Here is a 23,551-nt window from a genome sequence, read left to right on the forward strand (position 1 = left end):
ACTATATATGCCCAATTTTATTGGGCATATTTTTTTGGCACGCTGTTTGCTTCCTATTATGCAGAATGCTAACCAATAATATTTAGTATGAACCCTTTAAATTTTTTATTATGAAAAACACATTATTTTTATTCGCAACATTTGTATTAGTTAGCTTTGGATCTATTGCTTCAACTAACAATACTGTAAGTTCTGCATATGTATATCCAGATTATAATAATTATGATAATTCATTCACTTTTGTAGAAAGAGGCGTAACTTTTGCCATTTTCCAAAATGGAGAATTTGATTTTTACATTAACCCAAGAAACGGATTGCATGTAGGATATCACGGAAACGGCATGGATATCACTTTTAACTCTGGTTATAACTATGATGCTTATGTACAATATGACGATTTTGGCGCAGTTATTCAAGTTGAAGATATTTATATAGATTATGATTATTATGGTAGAGTTTCAAGAATTGGAAATACACAAATAAATTATAGAAATGGTAGATTAATAACTTTAGGCGGATTGCACGTTTATTATAATAGCCGAGGATTATATTCACATTGTTCAGGATATATAAATACATACAACCGTCATTATGTGTACCATCCATATCATAATTACTTTGTAAGACCATTGTTTGATTTTAGAATTGTAAGCTACAAACCATATAGAAATCACTACAAACCAATACGTTATACATATTATAGTGATCATTCTAGAAATAAATATTACAATAAAAACTATAGAAATTATAATCAAAGAAATAATGGAAACACTAATCATTCAAGAGTAGCAACTATTAAAATTCCTAAAATAAATGATGATAGAAGTTATTCAAGAGTGGAAAGTACCAATAGAAGAACTGCTAATACTTCAAACAATAATACTAATAGAGGAAACGCAACAAACAGATCTATAAATTACGGTAAAAATAGTACTAATAGAAATACAAATGTTGAACGTACTATAGATAAAAATAGAAATAATGTTGATAGAACAGTTTATAAAGATAGAACAAACGGTAATAGAAATTCAAATGATAGAACTGCAACAATTACTAAACGTTCACCTGAAAAATCTGTAAAAACAGATAGAACTAAAGTAGAAAACAGAAATTATAAAAGTTCAGATAATAATAAACGTGTTTTTAATACTTCTAATAAAAATACTAGAGAATCAAGTAGAACTAAAAATAATGCTTCAAAATCTAAAGTGCGTAGTTCAGACTCCGATTCAAGAAGTAGAAGAGGATAAATTAAATAGTATTAGTTAGCATTTTCGTAAAAAAACAAAAGCCTTTTAGTATCAAAACTAAAAGGCTTTTTAATCAACCAAACTCAAAATTTATCGCCAACCACCACCTAATGCTTTATATAAATCAATAGTATATTTTAATTGATTGAATTGTGCGTTTATTAATCCTAGTTGCGAATTCAAAGCATTTTCTTGTGCATTAAGCACTTCTAAATAATTTGCTAAACCATTATTTAATAACTCTTGTGAATAGCTACTTGCTGTATTATAAGCATTAAACTCTTTTTCTTTAATTGCAATTTTTTCTGTTGCAGCTTTATAACTATACATTGCATCAGACACTTCTTTACTAGCATTTAACAGCGTTTCTTTAAATCTCAACAACGCTTGCTCTTGTTGTGCTTTTGAAACTTCATATTGCGTTTTAATTTTTTTACTATTAAAAATTGGTTGAGTTAGCCCACCTAATACATTTGAAAACAAAGAGCTAGCATTAAAAAAATTATCAAAATCTAAACTTTGAAATCCACCAGATGCAGTTAAAGTAATAGTTGGATAAAAATTACTTCTTGCCACATTTGTTAACTCAAATGCCTGCATAAAACGCGATTCTGCTGCTATTACATCTGGTCTATTACTCAGTAACAAAGCTGGAACTCCTATTTCTAAAGGAATCGCTATTTTTTGTTCACTAAAAGTACTTCTTTCAATTTTTGATGAAGATTTTCCCAACAAAATAGACATGGTATTTTCTAACAAATGAATTTGCTCATTTAAATCAATTAAAATAGATTTTGCTGTATATAATTGAGCTTCTGTTTGTTTTACTGCAATTTCGGTAACATATCCAGATTCTTTTAGCGCTTGTGTTGTTGTTAAACCTTTTTCTCTGGTTTCAATAGTTTCTTTAGTTATTTTCACCTGTTCATCTAACGATAATAATTGATAATAAACAGCAGCTATTTGAGAAACCAAGGTAGTTTTTATTGCCTGATGTGCAGCAACAGATTGCAAATACGATGCCTCAAATGCACGTTTATTACTTCGTATCTTTCCCCATATATCAGCTTCCCAAGATAAATTAGCTCCTAAACTATATTGATTTGCAGATGATATAGCGTAGCCCATATTATCTGAATTTTCTTGATGATTAAATTGCAAACTTCCATTTAAAGTAGGTAAATAACCTGCTTTTCCTTGCTTTAAATAAGCTTGAGCAGCAATAATTTGTTGTAAAGCAACTCTATTATCAATATTATTTATCAACCCTTCATTAATATATTTTTGAAGAAATTGATCAGTAAATAGTTCTTTCCAAGAAACTACAGCCATTGATAAACTATCTTTAGAAATGGCATCTGTTCTAAAACTATTTTCTGAAATAATCGTTTCTGGTCTACTATACTCTTTTGCTGCAAAACACGATGATAAAAGTATTGGCAAACCAATAATTAAAAGTATTTTATATATTTTTTGTGTTTTCATTTTTAAGCTTTTTCTTCTAAATTTTCAACAATAATTGGTGTTGGAGCACCAGTAATTTTTTCTTGTAACCATTGAAATACAACAAACAAAACTGGTATTACAAAAATTCCAAAAATAGTTCCAATCAACAAACCACCAGCAGCTCCTGTACCAATAGAATTATTTCCTTCTGCACCAACTCCTTTTGCTAACACCAATGGCAATAACCCCAAAATAAAAGCAAATGATGTCATTAAAATTGGACGCAATCTTACTTTTGCTCCTTCTATTGCTGCATCGGTTAATGTAAATCCTTGTTTACGTTTTTGTATTGCAAATTCTACAATTAAAATGGCATTTTTAGCTAATAAACCAATTAACATAATTAAAGCAATTTGAAAGTAAATGTTGTTTTCTAATCCTGAAAAATAGGTGGTTAAATATGCTCCGGCAATACCTACTGGCAATGAAAATATAACCGATAATGGCAATAAGTAACTTTCATATTGGGCTGCAAGTAAAAAGTAAACAAAGAGTATGCTAATAATGAAAATAATAATACTTTGCCCAGCAGAAGCTATTTCTTCACGTGTAATTCCAGAATAAGCAATTGAATAACCATCAGGTAATTCAGTTTCAGCTAATTTATCAATTATCTTAATTGCATCACCTGAACTATATCCAGGAACTGGAGATCCGTTTACAGTAACAGAATTAAATAAATTAAAACGATTAATTGTTTGAGGTCCATAAACTCTATTTAAAGTTACAAATTGAGAAATAGGTGCCATTTCACCACTTGGAGTTTTAACAAACATACTATTTAAACTAGCTTCATTAGTTCTATCATCTGGTAACGCTTGAATAAATACTCTAAATTGCTTTCCAAATCTACTAAAATCGGCAGCATAATAACCACCAATATATCCTTGAATAGTAGCTAAAATAGTATTGATAGAAACGCCGGCTTGTTTAGCTCTTTCTTCGTTTATATTTAATTCTAATTGTGGGTAATTTGTACTAAATGAGTTTGAAACAAACGCAATTTCAGGTTGTTGCCTTAAGGTGTTTAAAAAGCTTTTAGATGTTTCATCTAATTTTTTTAATTCACCAGCAGACTTATCTAAAATACGCATTTCAAATCCTTCAGATGAACCAAAACCTGGAACACTAGGTGGTGTAAAAAAAATGATATTAGCTTCACTTATAGTTGCTGTTTTCTGAAAAAGTTGTCCAACAATAGCATTTACAGATTCTTGAGCCGATTTTCTATCTGCCCAATCTTCTAAAATAATAAATCCTAATGCGTTAGAACTTCCTTCACCAGCAAAAAAATTTCTACCATTTACAAATGAACCTGTTTTAATTCCTTTTATGGTTTTAATTATTTTTGAAAGCTCTTCAGTTACTTGAAATGTTCTATCTAAAGATGAACCTGCTGGCAATTCTATATTTGCAAAAATAACCCCACGATCTTCTGTTGGTACAAATCCAGTTGGAATAATTTTACCTATAAAAACAATAATTGCAATACTTATTGCTAAAATACCAACAGTAACCCATTTAAATTTAATTAAAAAACCTAAAGATTTTGCATACTTGTTTGCTGTAGCATTAAAGCCCGTATTAAATGCACCATAAAAACGTTGCAATAAACTTTGATTTTTTTCATCAGCATGTTTATATTTTCTTAAAAATATTGCACATAATGCAGGAGTTAATGTTAGTGCATTTAAGGCCGAAATAAATATAGCAATCATAAGTGTTACACCAAACTGTTGATAAAACACACCCGAAGGTCCTGTTATAAAAGTAATTGGTAAAAACACCGCAATCATAACCAATGTAATTGAAACAATTGCTCCACTTATTTCGCTCATAGCAGAAACTGATGCTTTTCGCGCATCTTTCATTCCTCTTTCTAATTTTACGTGTACAGCCTCCACAACAACAATAGCATCATCAACAACAATACCTATAGATAATATTAAAGCAAATAGCGTTAATAAGTTTATGGAATATCCGAATAAATTTAAGAAAAAGAACGTTCCAATAATTGAAACGGGTACAGCAATTGCTGGTATTATTGTAGATTTTAAATCTTGTAAAAAAATAAACACCACCACAAAAACCAATAAAAATGCTTCAATTATGGTTGTTTTAACTTTACCTATTGATGCTGTTAAAAATTTATTGGTATCATAATTTACTAAATAATGAACACCTTCAGGAAAATCTTTTTCTAATTCATCAAATTTGTTATAAATATTTTTAATGATTTCCTGAGCATTAGAACCTGGTGTTTGAAATACACCAAAATTTAATGATGGAAAACCTTTAGAACGCGAAGTACTTGAGTACGAAAACGCATCTAATTCAATTTTAGCAACATCTTTAACCCTTAAAAACTGACCGTTTTCTAAAGCTTTAATAATGATATCACCATATTCTGTAGCTGTTTTATAACGTCCTTTATATTTTATTACATATTCAAAAGATTCACCGGCATTTTGGCCTAACGAACCTGCTGCAGCTTCTAAACTTTGTTCATTAATTGCTGCAATAACATCTGAAGGAACCAATTGGTAATTAGCCATTTTATTCGGATCTAACCAAACGCGCATCGCGTAATCTTTTCCTCCAAATACATTTAAAGCACCTACTCCATTTACACGTAATAATTCTGGTTTTATATTTATATTTAAATAATTTTGAAGATACGTATCATCATACTCTGGATTTTCAGAATAAATTGCCGCATATAGCAATGCAGAGTTTTGTTGTTTTGCTGTTGTAACACCAGCTCTTATCACTTCTGAAGGCAATGATGAATTGGCTCTTGAAACTCTGTTTTGTACGTTTACAGCTGCAATATCGGCGTCATAACCTTGTTCAAAAAATACTTGAATACTTGCACTACCTGAATTACTTGCTGTTGAAGTTATATAAGTCATACCTTCAACACCATTTATTTGCTCTTCAATAGGAATAATTACACTTTCTAATATTGTTTCTGCATTTGCTCCAGGATAGGATGCTGTAACTTGAACTGTTGGTGGCGCAATATCTGGATATTGAGTTACGGGTAACTGCGATAAACCTAACACCCCTAGTATAACTATTATAATAGAGATAACTGTTGAAAGCACTGGTCTTTCAATAAATGTCTTTAACATACGTGTTTAATTAATTATTTAAATACTGTTTGAAATGAGTTGGTAATACTATCTAGTGGAGTTAAAATTGGCGCTATTTTCATCCCTGGTTTTACTTTACCTACACCTTTTGCCAAAATTATAGTTCCTTCTTGCAAACCACTTTCAATGATATATAATTTATCTGAAGAGTCCAAAACTGAAATAGAGGTATTTACTAGAGAGTCTCCTTGAACTGTATAAACAAACTTTTTCCCTTGATTTTCAAAGGTAGATTCTGCAGGAATAACCAATGCATTTTTGTAAATTTTAGGAACTGAAATTGTACCACTACTACCATTTCTTAACAAACCTGCTTCGTTATTAAATTTTGCTCTAAATGTAACTGAACCTGTTTGTTGGTTAATATCTCCTGTAATGGTTTCTATAATTCCATCTTGTTCATAAACTTTCCCATTTGCCAATTCTAACTGCACTTTTGGAAGGGCTTTAATTTTTTCTTCAATAGTTTTTCCTTCTGCATTTTGAATAAATTCGATAAATGCTTTTTCATTCATTGAAAAATACGCATACACATTTTCTATAGATGATACACTTGTTAAAGGTAAAGAGTTTGAAGCGCTAACCAAAGCTCCTTTTCGGTAATTAATTGAACCTACAACACCATTAACTGGACTTTTTACATTAGCATAATTAATAGTTGCAATTACACTATTATAAGCGCTTTTGGCTTGTTCTAACTGAGCTTTTGCTGTTTCAAGTTGAATATTACTTATAATATTTTTTTCAACTAATGGAATCAATTTATTTACTGCTAATTGCGCTGTATTAACATTCGCTTTTGCAGCTGCAGCATCTTGACTTAAAGATTGCGTTTCTAATTTAAATAACAACTGACCTTGTTTAACAATATCACCTTCATCAACTAATACATCTTGTATATATCCTGTTACTTTTGGCCTAACTTCACTATTAATTTCTCCCTCAATACTTGCAGGAAATTTTTGAAAACTTGTAGTATTTTGCTGTACAACTTTAACCACTGGAAATGGCAAAACCATACTTTTAGGTGCTGCTTGTTTTGTATTTTCACTACCATAGCTACTAATACTAATTACAATACCTAAAATAATAATTACACCAGGTATTAAATAGTAGATTATTTTATTTTTCATGTGTTTTAAGTCTTTAATTATTTTTAATTTTTTATACGTTTTAAATATGATGTTTTTCAATTAATTTTTTTCTTAATATAGATATTGATGCAGTTGCTTCATTTAAAAATGTGATAAAATCTGTATGAAATTCTAAATCAAATTTTGATTCATCATCCGTTGTTTCCAATTGATTATAAGAATCTTTAAATTCTTTAATTTCTTCATGTAATATCTTTTGAGAAGTCCAAGTAGCAATCATATTATCCATATTTTGTACAAGATGATCTTTATTAACCACAAAATATTTTTTGCGGTCACCTGTTTTAGTATAATACAAAATCTTTTTTAAACTTTGTAAATGAGTTAAATGTGTTGAAACAGTACTTTTACTAGCGCATAAATTTGTAACTAACTGTTCAAAAGTTGCGCCTTTTCTTCCATTTAAAATTATAAAAGCTACAATTCTAGCCGCTAATGGTGCGTAATGGTCATTAGCTTCTATATGAACTCCTAACTTTTCTATTAGTTCCTTCTTTTTTAAATCAAAATCTTTTAACATAATTTAAAATATTTTTGCAAATATACAATTAGTTCGGTATTTTCCGAACTAACAAAACTATATTTTTAATAAAATAATGAAATTAAAGTTTATTTAATTATAAATATCTAATATACAGATATTTATATTTTTAACAAGTATACAATAAAATTTAAGATTTTGTATAAAAGACACTAATAAATGTTTATTGAGCAAAAAAAATGTTGATTTTAACTCTTCAGTAGCAGAACCAACATCAACATTTATAATTAAAAATATAGCTTAATTATTTAGCTATCTAAGTTATTCTTTTTTGCTTTTCTACTACCTTCATACATATCATAACGGACATAAATACAATCTAAATCACCATTTTTAAGTGGAATTCTACGTGAAGTTTTTAAACCTACATGTTTAATAGCTTCTATATTTGAAGTTATAAACCAAACTGTTGAACCTGGATAACCGCTTTTTAAGGTATCGCCAATATTTTTGTAAAAAGCCTGCATATCAATATCTAAACGTTCACCGTAAGGAGGGTTAAACAAAATGGTTGTTTGTCCGAACACTTCTTTTACAGAGTTAAAAAAATTCACATGATGCACGCCAATAAATTCTGATAGATTAGCATTTTCAACGTTTTCAGTTGCTTTTCTAACCGCAGATGGAGCTTTATCAAAACCCATGATTTTAAAATGAGAACTTCTAATTTTTTTCAACAAAGCATCTTGAATTGTAAAAAATAAATCTTCATCATAATCTTTCCACTTTTCAAAACCAAATTCTTTTCTGTTAATATTGGCCGGAATATTATTAGCAATCATTGCAGCTTCAATTAAAATAGTTCCTGAACCACACATTGGATCAATAAAATTGCAATCACCAGTATAACCTGAAAGTAACACCAAGCCTGCAGCTAAAACTTCGTTAATTGGTGCAATATTAGTAGCGCTTCTATAACCGCGTTTGTGTAAAGAATCTCCTGAACTATCTAATGAAACAGTACATAAATCGTTTTGTATATGTACATGAATTTTTAAATCTGGATATTTCACATCAACATTGGGTCTTTTATGGTATTTATGCCTAAAATAATCGGCAATTGCATCTTTAGATTTTAATGCAATATAATGTGAATTTGTAGTGAAATTTTTAGAATTTACAACTGCACCAATTGCAAATGTGCTATCTACATCCATTTCACGCTCCCAATCAATAGTTTGTAATTTTTTATATAAATCATCTTCATCTCCTACTTTAAAACGTTTTATAGGTTTTAAAACTCTTATAGCTGTTCGCAATGCAATATTTGCTTTGTACATAAAACCTTTATCACCCGAAAAAGATACGTTTCTAACTCCTATTTCAACATCTTGTGCTCCTAAATTTTTAAGTTCTTCGGCTAAAACTTCTTCTAAACCAAAAATTGTGGTAGCAACCATTTTAAAATTACGACTCATAAATAATATTTTTGCAAAAGTACTTAATTAATAAGTTTTAAATATACTGTTAAACAGTTTTTAAAATTTAAATGGCTTGAAAAATTTCTTCATTAACAAAACAAATGATTATTTTTGTTTCAATTTAAAAATTATGACTAAAACTAAAGAATGGTTTGTTTCTTGGTTTGACACCAATTATTACCATACATTATATAAACATAGAGATTATAAAGAAGCTGAAAATTTTATGCAAAATTTAATAGCTTTTTTAAAGGTAAAAAAAGATGCTCTTTTGTTAGATTTAGCTTGTGGCAAAGGCAGACATGCCATATATTTAAACTCTTTAGGCTACAATGTTATTGGCGCAGATTTATCTAAAAACAGTATAAAAAAAGCAAAAAAACATGAAAATGAAAGAATGCATTTTATTGAACATGATATGCGTAACCCATTTAAAATAAAGTTTGATATTATTTTAAATTTATTTACAAGCTTTGGTTTTTTTGAAGACGATGCAGAAGATATAGCCATTTTAAAAAATATTAAAAATGGATTAAATAAAAATGGAATTGCAGTTATTGATTTTATGAATTGTACACATGTAATTTCTAATTTAGTTGCTGAAGAAATACAAATAATTGATGGAATTACATTTAAAATCAACCGTTATTTAGAAAATGGATTTATAGTAAAAGAAATTAATTTTGAGGCAGATGGAAAACAACATAAATATTTTGAAAAAGTTAAAAGTTTAGACCTTCAAAAAATTAATTTATATTTAAATTCTGTAGGTTTTAAAATAAAACATACTTTTGGAAACTATCAATTAGAAGAATTTAATGAACAAACTTCTGATCGATTAATTTTAGTTTTAGAATGACTTATATAGCGCTTATCTCTTCGGTTTTAGTTGGTGTTTTAATTGTTTTTGGTTTAAAACCTGGCAATAAAACAGTACAACTATCACTTTCATTTAGTGGAGCTTATTTACTATCTATCACCATTTTACATTTATTTCCTGAGATTTATACGGCATCAAATCATTCTAATATTGGTTTATTTATTTTATTAGGACTATTATTGCAACTAATTTTAGATTTTTTCTCAAAAGGTGCAGAACATGGCCATATTCATGTACAAGAAAACACCGCTTTTCCCTGGGCTTTATTTATAAGTATTTGTGTTCACGCATTTATGGAAGGAATTCCTTTAGCGCATAATCACAACCACGAGCATTTATTGTGGGCAATTGTTATACATAAGGTTCCAATTGCAATTATTTTAGGAACATTTTTTGTGAAGTCTAAAATATCTAAAATAAATGCAATTTTATTTTTATTATTATTTTCATTGATGTCGCCATTTGGAAGTTTTGCAGGAGAAAATATTACATTTTTAACTACTTACAAAACTGAAATTACAGCAATAATTATTGGAATATTTTTACATATTTCTACCATTATCCTTTTTGAAACTTCAAAAGATCATAAATTTAATTTGCTGAAATTTATTGCTATTTTAGTTGGAATGCTCGTAGCATATTTGGCCTAAAAAGCTTTTTATAATATATAAAAAAACCGCCACTTTGAAATTTATTCAAAGTGGCGGTCTTTTGTGCTTTTTTTAGTGAAATTTATTTTAATTTGCTACTTTACTTATAAATTTTATACGCATTAAACGCAATTCATCTTCATCATAATCTCCATCAAATTCATCTAAAGCATCTTGAATTCTATCGCTTTCAGATTCCATAAAATAATCAAAAATTTCTTCTTGTTGGTCTTCATCTAGTAATTCATCAATACAATAATCAATGTTTAATTTTGTACCGCTATACACAATACGTTGCATTTCCTCAATTAGTTCGTTAAATGCCAAACCTTTAGATTTTGCAATATCTTCTAATGGAATTTTTCTATCTGTATTTTGAATGATATATAATTTTAATCCTGAGTTTTCTCCTGTACTTTTAACAATAAAATCATCGGGTCTTAAAATATCATTTTCTTCAACATATTTTGCTATTAATTCAACAAACGGTTTTCCAAATTTTGATGCTTTCCCTTCTCCAACGCCATAAATATTTTTTAATTCTTCTATGGTTATCGGATATTTTAAAGCCATATCCTCTAAAGAAGTTTCCTGAAAAACAGCATAAGGTGGCACACCATTTTTCTTTGCAACTGATTTTTGTAAATCTTTTAACAATTTAATTAAAACTTCGTCAGCTACACCACCGCCACCTTTTGTATTTACAGAAATAGATGCATCTTCATTTTCACTGTAAATATGATCTTCAGACATCATAAAAGAAAATGGATTTTTGATATATTCTAATCCTTTATCTGTTATTTTAACCACTCCGTATTGTTCAATTTCTTTTTTAATAAAACCTGCAACCAGTGCTTGTCTAATTAATGCCATCCAATATTTATCGTCATGATTTTTACCTGAACCAAAGTAAGGTTTTTCATCGGTTTTATGCGATTTTAACAAGGCATTTACTTTACCTATTAACGTGTTTACTAATTCTTTAGATTTATATTTTTGATTGGTTTCTTTAACTACTTCTAATAAGTTTTTCAGTTCAGCTTGTGCTTCTTTTTTAACTTTTGGGTTTCTTACATTATCATCCATATTAGCACCTAAGCCATTTACTTCATCAAATTCTTCACCAAAATAATGTAATAAATATTTTCGGCGAGACATAGAAGTTTCTGCATATCCTACAACTTCTTGTAACAATGCATTTCCAATTTCTTGTTCAGCAATTGGTTTGCCTGATAAAAATTTCTCTAATTTTTCAATATCTTTATACGCATAATAAGCTAAACAGTAACCTTCTCCTCCATCTCTTCCCGCTCTTCCTGTTTCTTGGTAATAACTTTCTAAACTTTTTGGAATATCATGGTGAATTACAAAACGAACATCTGGTTTATCAATACCCATTCCAAAAGCAATAGTTGCAACTACTACATCTACATCTTCCATCAAAAACATATCTTGATGTTTAGAGCGCGTTTTTGCATCTAAACCTGCGTGGTATGGAACTGCTTTTATTCCGTTTACTTGTAAAAGTTGCGCAATATCTTCAACTTTTTTTCTACTTAAACAATAAATAATTCCCGATTTTCCTTGATGTTCACGTATAAAGCGAATAATATCCGAATTAATATTGTTGGTTTTTGGACGCACATCATAAAATAAATTAGGTCTGTTAAACGATGCTTTAAATGTTTTAGCATCACTCATTCCTAAGGTTTTTAAAATATCCTCTTGTACTTTTTGAGTAGCTGTTGCAGTTAAACCAATAATTGGAACATCATCAATTTTTTCAATAATTGTTCTTAAATTTCGGTATTCTGGTCTAAAATCATGCCCCCATTCTGAAATACAATGTGCCTCATCTATGGCTACAAATGAAATTTTTTGCGATTTTAAGAAGTCTATATATTCTTCTTTTATTAATGATTCTGGAGCAACATATAATAATTTTGTAATCCCTTTTTCTATGTCTGATTTTACAATGTTTACTTCCGTTTTATTAAGTGATGAGTTTAAAACGTGGGCAATGCCTTGTTCTGCAGAAATTCCTCTTATAGCATCCACCTGATTTTTCATTAACGCAATTAAAGGTGAAACTACAATTGCAGTTCCTTCTTTTGCTAATGCAGGCAATTGATAACATAACGATTTTCCTCCTCCAGTTGGCATAATAACAAATGTATCATTACCATCAATTATACTTCTAATTACATCTTCTTGTAAACCTTTGAATTTATTAAACCCAAAATACTTTTTCAAAGCGCCGTGTAAATCAATTTCTTTATTGTTCATTCTTATTTTTTAGTTATATACTTACTTCAAACTATTGCAAAGTAAATTTAACATATTACATTTATTTTTTTTTATAGATTTCTATTTTACTAACTTAAATAAATTAATTTTGTTAGCTATTAAATATAAAACATTTTTTTAATTCAAAAACTTAAACTTTTGAAAAAAATTAAAAATACAATTTTACAAAACGCACAGCAAACTATATTAGCTGAATCTAACGCAATAGCAAATTTAGTTAATTTTTTAAATGAAGATTTTGAAAATGCTGTTAATTATATTCATAATTCTAAAGGAAGAGTTATTATTACGGGTATTGGAAAAAGTGGTTTAATTGCAACAAAAATTGTGGCTACTTTTAATTCTACAGGAACACCAGCAATTTATATGCACGCAGCTGATGCTATTCATGGTGATTTAGGTACCATACAAAAAAACGATGTAGTAATTTGTATTTCAAAAAGTGGAAATACTCCTGAAATTAAAGTATTAGTACCATTTATAAAAAATTATGGTAACAAAATAATTGCAATTACAGGAAATACCGAATCATTTTTAGGAAAGAATGCTGACTTTTGTTTAAATGCTTTTGTTGAAAAAGAAGCCTGTCCAAATAATTTAGCGCCAACATCAAGCACAACCGCACAATTGGTTATAGGTGATGCGCTAGCTGTTTGTTTGTTAGATATGAATCATTTTTCAAATGAAGATTTTGCAAAATACCACCCAGGCGGTGCGTTAGGTAAAAAACTATATTTGCGTGTGAGCGATTTAATTAGCAAAAATGAAGTACCTATGGTTACGCCATTAACGCTAATTAAAGATGTTATTATTGAAATTTCAAAAAAACGATTAGGAACAACTGCTGTTCTAGAAAACAATGCACTTGTTGGAATTATTACTGATGGAGATTTACGACGCATGTTAAAAGATAATTCCGATATTAGCAACCTAGTTGCAAAAGATATTATGAGTTTAAACCCAAAAACAATTTCTGTAGATGCCATGGCAATTGAAGCTCTTGAAACTATGGAAAATAATAACATTACTCAAATATTAGCAGTAGACAATACCCAATATGTGGGCGTTGTTCATTTACATGATTTATTAAAAGAAGGAATATTTTAGTATGGCAAAAGAATTAAAAGACATGTCTTTTTTAGACCATGTTGAAGAATTAAGATGGCATTTGGTACGATCATCATTTGCAATAATGATTTTTGCAACAGTAGCCTTTTTTTTAAAGGATTTAATCTTCAATCAAATATTATTTGCACCCAAAGATCCAAATTTTATTACCTATCGTTTTTTCTGCAAGGTCTCCCAATTTTTTGGAACCGATGGTTTATGTATTGACGATATGCCTTTTACATTTCAAAGTTTGGCAATGGGCGAACAATTTAGTGTGCATATTTGGACATCAATTACTGTTGGTTTTATAATTGCATTTCCTTTTATTATCTGGGAATTTTGGAAATTTATTAGTCCAGGATTGTATGAAAACGAACGTAAAAATGCCCAAAGTTTTATTATCATTTCTTCCTTTTTATTTTTTGTAGGAGTATTATTTGGCTACTATGTAGTTACACCGCTTTCGGTTAATTTTTTAGGAAATTATTCAATTAGTGACTTGGTAGAGCGAAATATTAAAATTGATTCATACATTTCTTTGGTACGTTCATCATTACTAGCGTGTGGTTTAGTATTTGAATTACCTATTGTAATGTATTTTTTAACTAAAATTGGGTTGGTTACTCCAAGCTTTTTAAAAAAATATAGAAAACATGCGTTGGTACTAGTACTAATTTTGGCAGCTGTAATAACTCCGCCAGATATAATTAGTCAAATTATTGTTGCTATTCCAATATTATTGCTTTACGAAGTAAGTATTTTTATTTCAAAAATTGTAATTAAACGTCAAACAAAAAAAGAAAAAAATGCCTAATCAAGTAGAAGAATTTAACGCATATAGAAAAAAAATGAATGAAAAAATTTTAGCTGATGATAATAAAGTTATCAAGCGAATTTTTAATTTAGATACCAATGCGTATGCAAAAGGACATTTAGATGTTAAAACAAAAGAATTGCTAGGTTTAGTTGCTTCAGCAGTTTTAAGATGCGATGACTGTGTAAAATATCATCTTGAAACTTGTTACAAAGAAGGTGCAACAAAAGCAGAAGTTATGGAAACTTTATCTATTGCAACCTTAGTTGGCGGCACTATTGTTATTCCACATTTAAGAAGAGCTTATGAATTTTGGGATGAATTGGAATCAACAAATCAATAAAACTAACCAACACATCAATTAAAAATTAAAAAAAAATGATTTTAAGAGCTGAAAATATAAAAAAGAAATACGGAAGTAGGTATGTTGTAAAAGGTATTTCACTTGAAGTAAAACAAGGCGAAATTGTGGGATTATTAGGTCCAAATGGCGCTGGAAAAACCACTTCATTTTATATGATTGTTGGAATGATTAAACCTAATGAAGGAACTATTTTTTTAGACAATCAAAATATTACTGACTTTCCGATGTACAAAAGAGCGCAAGAAGGTGTGGGTTATTTAGCACAAGAAGCTTCTGTTTTTAGAAAACTTTCGGTTGAAGATAATATTATGTCTGTATTAGAATTTACAGGACTATCAAAACAAGCTCAAAAAGATAAATTAGAATCATTAATTTCAGAATTTAGTTTAGGACACGTTAGAAAAAATAGAGGCGATTTATTGTCTGGTGGTGAACGAAGAAGGACAGAAATTGCGCGCGCCTTAGCATCAGACCCTAAATTTATATTATTAGATGAACCTTTTGCTGGAGTTGACCCAATTGCTGTAGAAGATATACAAAGTATTGTGGCGCATTTAAAAGATAGAAATATTGGTATTTTAATTACAGACCACAACGTACAAGAAACGTTAGCTATTACTGATAAAACTTATTTAATGTTTGAAGGAGGAATTTTAAAAGAAGGAACTCCAGAAGAACTTGCTGAAGATGAAACTGTTAGACGTGTTTATTTAGGGAAAGACTTTCAACTTAAAAAGAAAAAATTCTAACTTTTTTTTCGTTTATGAAGTACAATAAAATATTCAAAAAAGTTAATAGTGAACTTGCTAATTTTGAAAATTTAGGTAACGTTGCTTCATACATACCAGAACTTTGCAATGTAAATCCTTCAAAATTTGGCGTACATCTAACTACTATTGCAAACAAACATTTTAATTTTGGTGATGCTGATGAAAAGTTTTCAATACAAAGTATTGCAAAAGTTTTATCACTTACATTAGCTTACAAAATAGAAGGTGAAAATCTTTGGCAACGTGTAGGTGTTGAGCCATCTGGCACACCATTTAACTCACTTATTCAGTTAGAACACGATTTAGGAATTCCAAGAAACCCTTTAATAAATGCTGGGGCGCTTGTTATTTGCGATATTCTTATAACACATTTAACCAACCCAAAAGAAGAATTAATTACTTTTATTAGAAAAGTTTCTGGCATACCAACTATTGATTACTGTAGTAGAATTGCTGATTCTGAAAAATCTGTGGGTTACAAAAATGCCGCCTTAATTAATTTAATGAAATCCTTCGGAAATATTAATAATGATATTGATGTTGTCCTAGATTTTTATTTTAACCTTTGCTCTATTGAAATGACTTGCAAAGAGTTATCTCAAACTTTTTTATTTTTAGCCAATTATGGTGTTTGTCCGTTTTCAAAAGAAATTATTTTAAGTAGAAGTAAATCTAAACGTATTAACGCAATAATGCAGTTATGTGGTTTTTACGATGAAGCTGGAGATTTTTCTTTTAAAGTTGGCTTACCAGGTAAAAGTGGCGTTGGCGGTGGTATTGTAGCTATTCACCCTAACAAATACTGCATAGCCGTTTGGAGTCCTAAATTAAATGAAAAAGGAAATTCTAATAAAGGCATAAAGTTTTTAGAGCTTTTTACTTCAGAAACCGAAGTCTCTATTTTTTAAATCATCATGTATTAAAATCACTATGAAATCAGTTGTAACAATTGTATTGCTTATTTTGTCGAACACTTTTATGACACTAGCTTGGTACGGACATTTAAAATTTGCTGAATGGAAATGGTTTAATAAACTGGGTTTAATTGCCATTGTACTTATTAGTTGGGGAATTGCTTTTTTTGAATATTGTTTTCAAGTGCCAGCTAATAAAATTGGTTTTAAAGGTAACGGCGGACCTTTTTCATTAATTCAATTAAAAGTTATTCAGGAAGTAATTACATTGGTGATTTTTGTGATTTTCACCATCCTTGTTTTTAAAAAGGAAACTTTTAGGGTAAACCATGCAATAGGTTTTGTATTTTTAATTTTAGCCGTTTATTTTATTTTTAAAAAGTAATTACAACTTATTTTCTTTATAAAACAACGATAAAAATATATATAATAAAATAACTAGTGAAATTGCAATAAACTGAAAAGCAACAACTAACAACATTGTACACATTAAAAAAACAAATTTTAGTTGATTATCTTTCCAAGTAAAGTTTTTAAATTTTAATGAAAAAAGCGGAATTTCAGCATTCATTAAAAAACTTAACACAAGTGTTAACACCACTAAAAACCATTTATTTTCAATAATTGTTGCGGCAAATTCAAAAGAAGTAAACTCTAAAATTAATGGTAACGATAAAACTACCAACGATGCTCCTGGAGTTGGCAACCCAATAAATGAACTTGTCTGACGCTCATCTATATTAAATTTTGCTAACCTGTATGCTGCTGCTAAAGTAATAAACAATCCTACAAAAGGTAAAAACTCAATTTTTTGAGGTTCCCAAGAAATAATTTCTGTATTTAAAATTTCTAATGTATTTTTTGTTTTTAACAATTGATACAGCACTATTCCAGGCACTACTCCACTTGTAACAACATCTGCTAAAGAGTCTAATTGTTTTCCTAATTCGCCTTGAACATTTAATAACCTTGCTGCAAAACCATCAAAAAAATCAAAAAATATACCTAAAAAAACAAAATATGCCGCTAAAACTAATTCGCCTTGCACAGCAAAAATTGCAGCTATAGTACCTGATAATAAGTTTAATAAGGTTAAAATATTTGGTATAGATTTTTTAAAATTCATTTGGTTTTGTTTCTGGTAAATTTAATAAACTATTTTTTAGTAAGATTTATTTATATTTATTTTTTAAAAAAATAACAATGCCTTTAATTCAATCAACCTATAAACCTACACTTTTATTTAAAAGTGCGCATATTAATACCGTGTACAAAACGTTATTTTACAACAACACCAATCAATATAAAAGAACAAGAATTACAACTCCTGACAATGATTTTTTAGATTTAGATTTTTCTACAATTGCCTCTAAAAGCCTAGTTATTGCATTACACGGATTGGAAGGAAGTTCAAAATCTAAATACATTATATCATTAGTTAACTTTTTAAACTCGAAAAATGTTGATTCAGTTGCTGTAAATTTTAGAGGTTGTAGTGAAGAAGATAATAAACAAATTTATTCATACAATAGTGGGAAAACAGACGATTTAAACACCGTAATTAACTATATTTTAGAGAATTACAATTATAAAAACATTTTTGTAGTTGGCTATAGTATGGGCGGAAATATTACACTTAAATATTTGGGAGAAAACACAAAACTACCTTCCGAAATAAAAGGAGCCATTACAATTTCTGTTCCAACAGATTTAGAAGGTTCTTCTAATGCGCTTTCTCATTGGGAAAACAAAGTGTATATCAAACGTTTTTTAATTTCATTAATAAAAAAAAGTGTAGCAAAACATCAAAAATTTCCAAATTCAGCGCTTAATCCTACTGCTATTAAAAATGCTAAAAATTTTATTGATTTTGATAATGCTGTAACAGCTCCATTATTTGGTTTTAAAAATGCTCAAGATTATTGGACAAAATGTAGTTCAAAGCAATTTTTAAAAAATATTAACATACCTACTTTGTTAATAAATGCGTTAGATGATACTTTTTTATCAGAAAGTTGTTATCCGTTTAAAGAAGCCTTAGAAAATAAGAAGCTTTATTTTGAAACCCCAAAATATGGCGGACATGTTGGTTTCAATACATATATTGGCAAAAGAGATCTTCTTTGGAGTGAAAACAGAGTGTTAGAATTTATGAATCATATAATTTCATAATTTTAAACAGAATCTTACAAAGTTTTTTTACATTCGCTTTAAAATTTATATTTCTTGAAAAAAAGTTTACTCCTCTTACTATTTGTCTACCAATTAGCTTTTAACCAGTCAGTTAGAAAGTATTCTAATGAATTTTTAAACATTGGAGTTGATGCTGCTGCTTTTGGAATGAGTAAAGCTGTTGTTGCCACTAGTAATAATGTAAACTCAGTGTATTGGAATCCTTCTGGTTTAGTTGGTATCAAAGATTATCAAGGTGCAATTATGCACGCTGAGTATTTTGAAGGAATTGCAAAATATGATTATGTAGGTTTTGCAATGCCAATAGATGATAGCAGTGCTTTAGGAATTTCATTAATTAGGTTTGGAGTGGATGACATTTTAAACACAACTGAACTTATAGATAACAACGGAAATATAGATTATAATAGAATTAGTTTATTTTCTGCAGCAGATTATGCCTTAAATTTTGCCTACGCAAGAAATTTACCAGTACAAGGCTTAAATATTGGTTTAAATACAAAAATTGTACGAAGAATTATTGGCGATTTTGCAACTTCTTGGGGATTTGGTTTTGATGCCGGAATTCAGTTTAAAAAAAATAATTGGCAATTTGGAGTGATGGTTCGTGATATTACAACCACTTTTAATAGTTGGAGTATCGATGAACTGGAATTTGAAAAAATAAAAAATTCAATTCCAGATCAAAATCAAGAATTACCCGAAACTACTGAGCTAACACCACCAAAAGCACAGTTAGGTATTGCCAGAAAATTTGAAATTTCACGCGATTTTAATTTACTTTCTGAAATTGATTTAAATCTTCGTTTTTCAAAAACCAATGATATTATTTCAACAGATTTTATAAGTATTGATCCTGCTATAGGCGTGCAGGCTGATTATTTAAATACTGTATTTTTACGTTTAGGTGTTGGAAATATTCAAAATGAATTACGATTTGACAACACCAAAGAAATATCCTTTCAACCCAATTTAGGCGTTGGTTTTAAATACAAAGGAATTCAAATTGATTATGCTTTAACAAATATAGCAAGTGTTGGAAATGCCTTATATTCAAACGTGTTTTCATTAGTATTAGATTTTGATTATTTTAGATAATTATGTTTCAAAAAAAATTAGTAACCTTACTTTTTTCTATTTCCTTTTTTATAGGTTTTACTCAATCTGTTTTAACAGATAAAGCAACTATAAGCGTTTTAACTTGTGGTCCTGGAAGTGAACTTTATACCACATTTGGACATAGTGCTTTTAGAATTCACGATCCAAAAACGGGATTTGATAAAGTTTACAATTATGGCACTTTTGATTTTAATGCACCAAACTTTTATTTAAATTTTGCCAAAGGAAAACTTACTTATCAGCTATCAACTACAAGATTTCAATATTTTTTAGCAGAATACAGGTATGAAAACAGATGGGTAAAAGAACAGGTTTTAAATTTAAATGAAAATGAAGTTGTGCAGGTATTTAATTTTTTAGAAAATAATGCCAAACCTGAAAATAAAAATTATCAGTACGATTTCTTTTTTGATAATTGTTCAACCAAAATTGAAGAAGTTTTAAAAAAAGCGCTACCAAATACAATCACCTTTAACAACAATCACATTACAAGCCATAAAACACATAGAGATTTAATTGCAGATTATACAAAAAATCAAAAATGGGGGAAATTTGGAATTGATTTAGCTTTAGGTTCTGTTATTGACAAAGAAGCAACCAAAGATGAATATAAATTTTTGCCTGATTATATTTTTAAAGCATTTGAAAATGCTACTATAAATACAGATACTATTAAACTTCCTTTAATAAAAAATGAACTTACTATAATTGATGAAAAGCCAATTACAAAAGCGCCATTTTCATTCAGTTTTACTCCATTATTTATATTTTCAATCATAAGTTTTATGATATTATTTATAACATATAAAAACTATAAATTAAAAAGAAGAACCAAAATTTTAGACTTTCTAATTTTATTTGTTACAGGTATTGTTGGTGTTGTAGTTTTATTATTATGGTTTGCAACATCACACACTGCAACCTATAAAAATTTAAATTTTTTATGGGCTTTTGCTCCAAATTTAATAATCGCTTTTTACATCACAAAAACTAATTTAAAAAACTGGATAACAACATATTACAAAGTATTAACTATTTTATTAGTGATTACAATAATTGTTTGGATTTTTAAAATTCAAGTTTTTAATATAGCCATTTTACCACTTATCATTTCTTTAATTATTAGGTATTTATATGTCATTTTTATAGGCAAAAAAATACAGAACTCTTAAAACCATTTTATTTTGAACACAAAAAAAAACTATAGCAAATCATTTTCATTATTAACATCGTTATTTTTCATGTGGGGATTTATAACTGTAATGAACGACATTTTAATTAATACATTTAAAGGTGTTTTTGATTTAACTCCTACACAAAGAGCTTTAATTCAGTTTTCTTTTTTTGGTGCTTTTTTTATCATTTCTCTAATTTATTATTTGATTTCTTCTTCAAGTGGAAAAGATCCTATCAATAAAATTGGATATAAAAATGGGATGGCAATTAGTTTATTAATTTGTGGAATTGGTTGTATAAGCTTTTTTGGTTCGGCACATTTAAATTCTTATTATTCATTTTTAATTTCTTTATTTATTTTAGCTTCAGGAGTTACTTTGCTTCAAATTTGCGCAAATCCTTATGCTACAATTTTAGGAAATAAAGGTTCTGAAAGCAGTCGTTTAAATTTAGCACAAGGTTTTAACTCATTAGGTACAACTTTAGGTCCAATTGTAGGAACAATTTTAATTTACAAAGTATTTTCAACCGGTGAATTAAATGCATTTTCAATAAGTAAAACCTATTTAGCCTATGGAATTATATTTGTTGTTTTGGCTTTAGTTGTAAAATTTAGCAATATGCCATCTTTTCAAAATACCGAAAAAATTGAATCTGGTGGTGGCGTTTTTAAACACAGACAATTAACATTAGGTATTTTAGCTATTTTCTTTTATGTAGGCTCTGAAGTAGCTATTGGAAGTTGGATTGTTGAATATTTAAAAGATGATACTATTGTTGGAATGACTGAAGAAAACGCTAGTTACTTTCTATCATTTTTTTGGGGTGGACTTATGATTGGTAGATTAATGGCAAGCTACGCGTTAAATGTTGAATTAACAAAACGTAAAAAATACTTTTCAATGGCTATTGTTGGATTAATTGTCTTTTTTGGAATTTATTTAGTAACTGGCATAAAAATGCATGAAGGCTCGTTTGCTTTTCATCCAGTTCCTTTTGGAAACATAGCGATGTATTTAGCATTTATTGCATTGTGTTTTGTGGCATTTATTTTAGGTGAAGGAAAAGCTTCAAAATCGTTAGTAATTTTTTCAGTTATAAACTTTATTTTATTAACAATTGCACTATTAGCTAAAGGTCAACTTGCTTTTATAGTAATTATTAGTACTGGTTTATTCTTTTCAATTGGTTGGACAAACATTTTTTCGTTGGCAATTAATAATTTGGGTAAATATACTTCACAAGGATCATCATTATTAGTAATGGCAGTAGTTGGTGGTGCTATTTTACCGATGATACAAAGTGTTATTATTGAAAAAGTAAATGTTCAAACCTCATTTATAATTCCAATAATAGGAATGCTATATTTAATATTTTATGGTATTTCAGGCTATAAATCAAATGAAATACTAAAATAGTTTAATACTTTATTGATAAATATTACACCAACTTTTTTATGTATTAAATTTAAATTGTGAAGTAATTATTTTAATTTATATTTATGTAATTAAACATAAATCAATTTAATAAATGTATCAAATACAATATTTTATAATTACTATCTTACTATTATTTTCTTGTTCAAACAAAAATAATAACACTGAGCCATATCAAATGGAAATTGAACCACAAATAACAAAAAATTATTTAGCACTTGGCGATAGTTATACCATTGGCGAAAGTGTTTCTGAAAATGAACGTTTTCCAGTAATTCTTGTTGATAATTTAAATACTAAAAACTTCAATTTTAATCTACCTAAAATTGTTGCTAAAACAGGTTGGACAACTGGAGAACTAAAATCAGCTATTTTAAAAGAAAATATTGATAACAACTATGATTTGGTTACTTTATTAATTGGAGTAAACAATCAATATAGAGGATATAATATTGAAGAATTTAGAACTGAATTTTCAGAATTATTAAATATGGCCATAATTTTCGCAAAAAATAACAGCGATAATGTTTTAGTAATTTCTATACCTGATTGGGCTGTAAGTCCGTTTGCTAAAAATAGAGATCGAGATAAAATAAGTGCTGAAATTGATGCTTTTAATGCCGTAAAAAAAGAAGAAACATTAAAAAGAAATGTAAAATTTATTGATATTACTCCAATATCTAGACAAGGGTTAAACAAACCTGAATATTTTGCTTCTGACGGACTTCATTTTTCTGGTTTAATGCATCAATTATGGGTGAATGAAATCATTCAAAAAAAATTCAATTAAA

21 protein-coding genes are annotated in these 23,551 nt (G+C 28.6%); 14 read left to right on the forward strand and 7 right to left on the reverse strand.

Going from position 1 to position 23,551, the window contains the following annotated elements; all coding sequences use genetic code 11:
* Nucleotides 1-110: 110 nt before the first annotated feature.
* Nucleotides 111-1,250, forward strand: coding sequence for a hypothetical protein (locus BM335_RS03120; RefSeq protein ID WP_090223054.1), 1,140 nt, complete (start codon nt 111-113; stop codon nt 1,248-1,250).
* Nucleotides 1,251-1,340: 90 nt separating this feature from the next.
* On the opposite strand, the gene BM335_RS03125 is transcribed toward BM335_RS03120, so the two are convergent.
* The 5 genes from BM335_RS03125 to BM335_RS03145 form a co-directional block, all read right to left on the reverse strand.
* The gene (locus tag BM335_RS03125; RefSeq protein ID WP_090223056.1) at nt 1,341-2,735 is read right to left on the reverse strand and encodes an efflux transporter outer membrane subunit; all 1,395 of its coding nucleotides are present in this window, start codon (nt 2,733-2,735) and stop codon (nt 1,341-1,343) included.
* Between the two features lie 2 nt (nt 2,736-2,737).
* Entirely contained in the window at nt 2,738-5,890 is a 3,153-nt protein-coding gene (locus tag BM335_RS03130; RefSeq protein ID WP_090223058.1) for an efflux RND transporter permease subunit, read from the reverse strand.
* A 14-nt stretch (nt 5,891-5,904) separates the two neighbouring features.
* On the reverse strand, nt 5,905-7,044 hold the full coding sequence (locus tag BM335_RS03135) for an efflux RND transporter periplasmic adaptor subunit (RefSeq protein WP_090223265.1): 1,140 nt from the start codon (nt 7,042-7,044) through the stop codon (nt 5,905-5,907).
* Nucleotides 7,045-7,084: 40 nt separating this feature from the next.
* Complete coding sequence (locus tag BM335_RS03140) at nt 7,085-7,585, reverse strand: GbsR/MarR family transcriptional regulator (RefSeq protein ID WP_090223061.1); 501 nt, start codon at nt 7,583-7,585, stop codon at nt 7,085-7,087.
* Between the two features lie 269 nt (nt 7,586-7,854).
* Complete coding sequence (locus BM335_RS03145; protein ID WP_090223063.1) at nt 7,855-9,024, reverse strand: THUMP domain-containing class I SAM-dependent RNA methyltransferase; 1,170 nt, start codon at nt 9,022-9,024, stop codon at nt 7,855-7,857.
* Nucleotides 9,025-9,157: 133 nt separating this feature from the next.
* Between BM335_RS03145 and BM335_RS03150 the strand changes: the two genes are divergently transcribed.
* Both BM335_RS03150 and BM335_RS03155 read left to right on the forward strand, forming a co-directional pair.
* Nucleotides 9,158-9,886, forward strand: coding sequence for a class I SAM-dependent DNA methyltransferase (locus tag BM335_RS03150; protein WP_090223066.1), 729 nt, complete (start codon nt 9,158-9,160; stop codon nt 9,884-9,886).
* The gene (locus BM335_RS03155; protein ID WP_090223069.1) at nt 9,883-10,557 is read left to right on the forward strand and encodes a ZIP family metal transporter; all 675 of its coding nucleotides are present in this window, start codon (nt 9,883-9,885) and stop codon (nt 10,555-10,557) included. The genes BM335_RS03150 and BM335_RS03155 overlap by 4 nt, the downstream gene beginning before the upstream one ends.
* Before the next feature lie 87 nt (nt 10,558-10,644).
* Here BM335_RS03155 and BM335_RS03160 read toward each other — a convergent pair whose 3' ends face one another.
* On the reverse strand, nt 10,645-12,843 hold the full coding sequence (locus tag BM335_RS03160; protein ID WP_090223072.1) for a RecQ family ATP-dependent DNA helicase: 2,199 nt from the start codon (nt 12,841-12,843) through the stop codon (nt 10,645-10,647).
* 159 nt (nt 12,844-13,002) lie between these two features.
* Between BM335_RS03160 and BM335_RS03165 the strand changes: the two genes are divergently transcribed.
* Genes BM335_RS03165 through BM335_RS03190 form a run of 6 tightly spaced genes read left to right on the forward strand, consistent with a single transcriptional unit; the run spans nt 13,003 to nt 17,221 of the window.
* Nucleotides 13,003-13,971: a KpsF/GutQ family sugar-phosphate isomerase gene (locus BM335_RS03165; RefSeq protein ID WP_245780595.1), complete on the forward strand. Its 969-nt coding sequence runs from the start codon at nt 13,003-13,005 to the stop codon at nt 13,969-13,971.
* Between the two features lies 1 nt (nt 13,972).
* Nucleotides 13,973-14,788, forward strand: coding sequence for a twin-arginine translocase subunit TatC (gene tatC / locus BM335_RS03170; protein WP_090223074.1), 816 nt, complete (start codon nt 13,973-13,975; stop codon nt 14,786-14,788).
* Nucleotides 14,781-15,131, forward strand: a complete 351-nt coding sequence (locus BM335_RS03175) for a carboxymuconolactone decarboxylase family protein (protein WP_090223080.1) — start codon at nt 14,781-14,783, stop codon at nt 15,129-15,131. Before tatC ends, BM335_RS03175 begins: the two co-directional genes overlap by 8 nt.
* Before the next feature lie 35 nt (nt 15,132-15,166).
* The gene (gene lptB, locus BM335_RS03180; RefSeq protein WP_090223082.1) at nt 15,167-15,901 is read left to right on the forward strand and encodes an LPS export ABC transporter ATP-binding protein; all 735 of its coding nucleotides are present in this window, start codon (nt 15,167-15,169) and stop codon (nt 15,899-15,901) included.
* Between the two features lie 14 nt (nt 15,902-15,915).
* Nucleotides 15,916-16,830 (forward strand): glutaminase, encoded by a 915-nt coding sequence (locus BM335_RS03185; RefSeq protein ID WP_090223084.1) that lies wholly within the window; start codon nt 15,916-15,918, stop codon nt 16,828-16,830.
* A gap of 22 nt (nt 16,831-16,852) precedes the next feature.
* On the forward strand, nt 16,853-17,221 hold the full coding sequence (locus tag BM335_RS03190) for a DMT family protein (protein WP_090223087.1): 369 nt from the start codon (nt 16,853-16,855) through the stop codon (nt 17,219-17,221).
* On the opposite strand, the gene BM335_RS03195 is transcribed toward BM335_RS03190, so the two are convergent.
* A complete protein-coding gene (locus BM335_RS03195; RefSeq protein ID WP_090223090.1) occupies nt 17,222-17,962 on the reverse strand; it encodes a CDP-alcohol phosphatidyltransferase family protein in 741 nt (246 codons plus the stop codon).
* A gap of 77 nt (nt 17,963-18,039) precedes the next feature.
* Between BM335_RS03195 and BM335_RS03200 the strand changes: the two genes are divergently transcribed.
* From BM335_RS03200 to BM335_RS03220, 5 genes are all read left to right on the forward strand, one after another.
* On the forward strand, nt 18,040-19,008 hold the full coding sequence (locus BM335_RS03200; RefSeq protein ID WP_090223092.1) for a YheT family hydrolase: 969 nt from the start codon (nt 18,040-18,042) through the stop codon (nt 19,006-19,008).
* 54 nt (nt 19,009-19,062) lie between these two features.
* Nucleotides 19,063-20,127, forward strand: coding sequence for a putative type IX sorting system protein PorV2 (locus BM335_RS03205; protein WP_090223095.1), 1,065 nt, complete (start codon nt 19,063-19,065; stop codon nt 20,125-20,127).
* Nucleotides 20,128-20,129: 2 nt separating this feature from the next.
* Nucleotides 20,130-21,320, forward strand: a complete 1,191-nt coding sequence (locus BM335_RS03210; protein WP_090223097.1) for an Lnb N-terminal periplasmic domain-containing protein — start codon at nt 20,130-20,132, stop codon at nt 21,318-21,320.
* A gap of 12 nt (nt 21,321-21,332) precedes the next feature.
* Nucleotides 21,333-22,742 (forward strand): sugar MFS transporter, encoded by a 1,410-nt coding sequence (locus BM335_RS03215; protein WP_218157799.1) that lies wholly within the window; start codon nt 21,333-21,335, stop codon nt 22,740-22,742.
* 196 nt (nt 22,743-22,938) lie between these two features.
* A complete protein-coding gene (locus BM335_RS03220; RefSeq protein WP_090223270.1) occupies nt 22,939-23,550 on the forward strand; it encodes an SGNH/GDSL hydrolase family protein in 612 nt (203 codons plus the stop codon).
* Nucleotide 23,551: the final 1 nt, after the last annotated feature.

It is taken from the genome of Lutibacter maritimus, from assembly GCF_900116115.1.
In the GTDB taxonomy this organism is placed as follows: domain Bacteria; phylum Bacteroidota; class Bacteroidia; order Flavobacteriales; family Flavobacteriaceae; genus Lutibacter; species Lutibacter maritimus.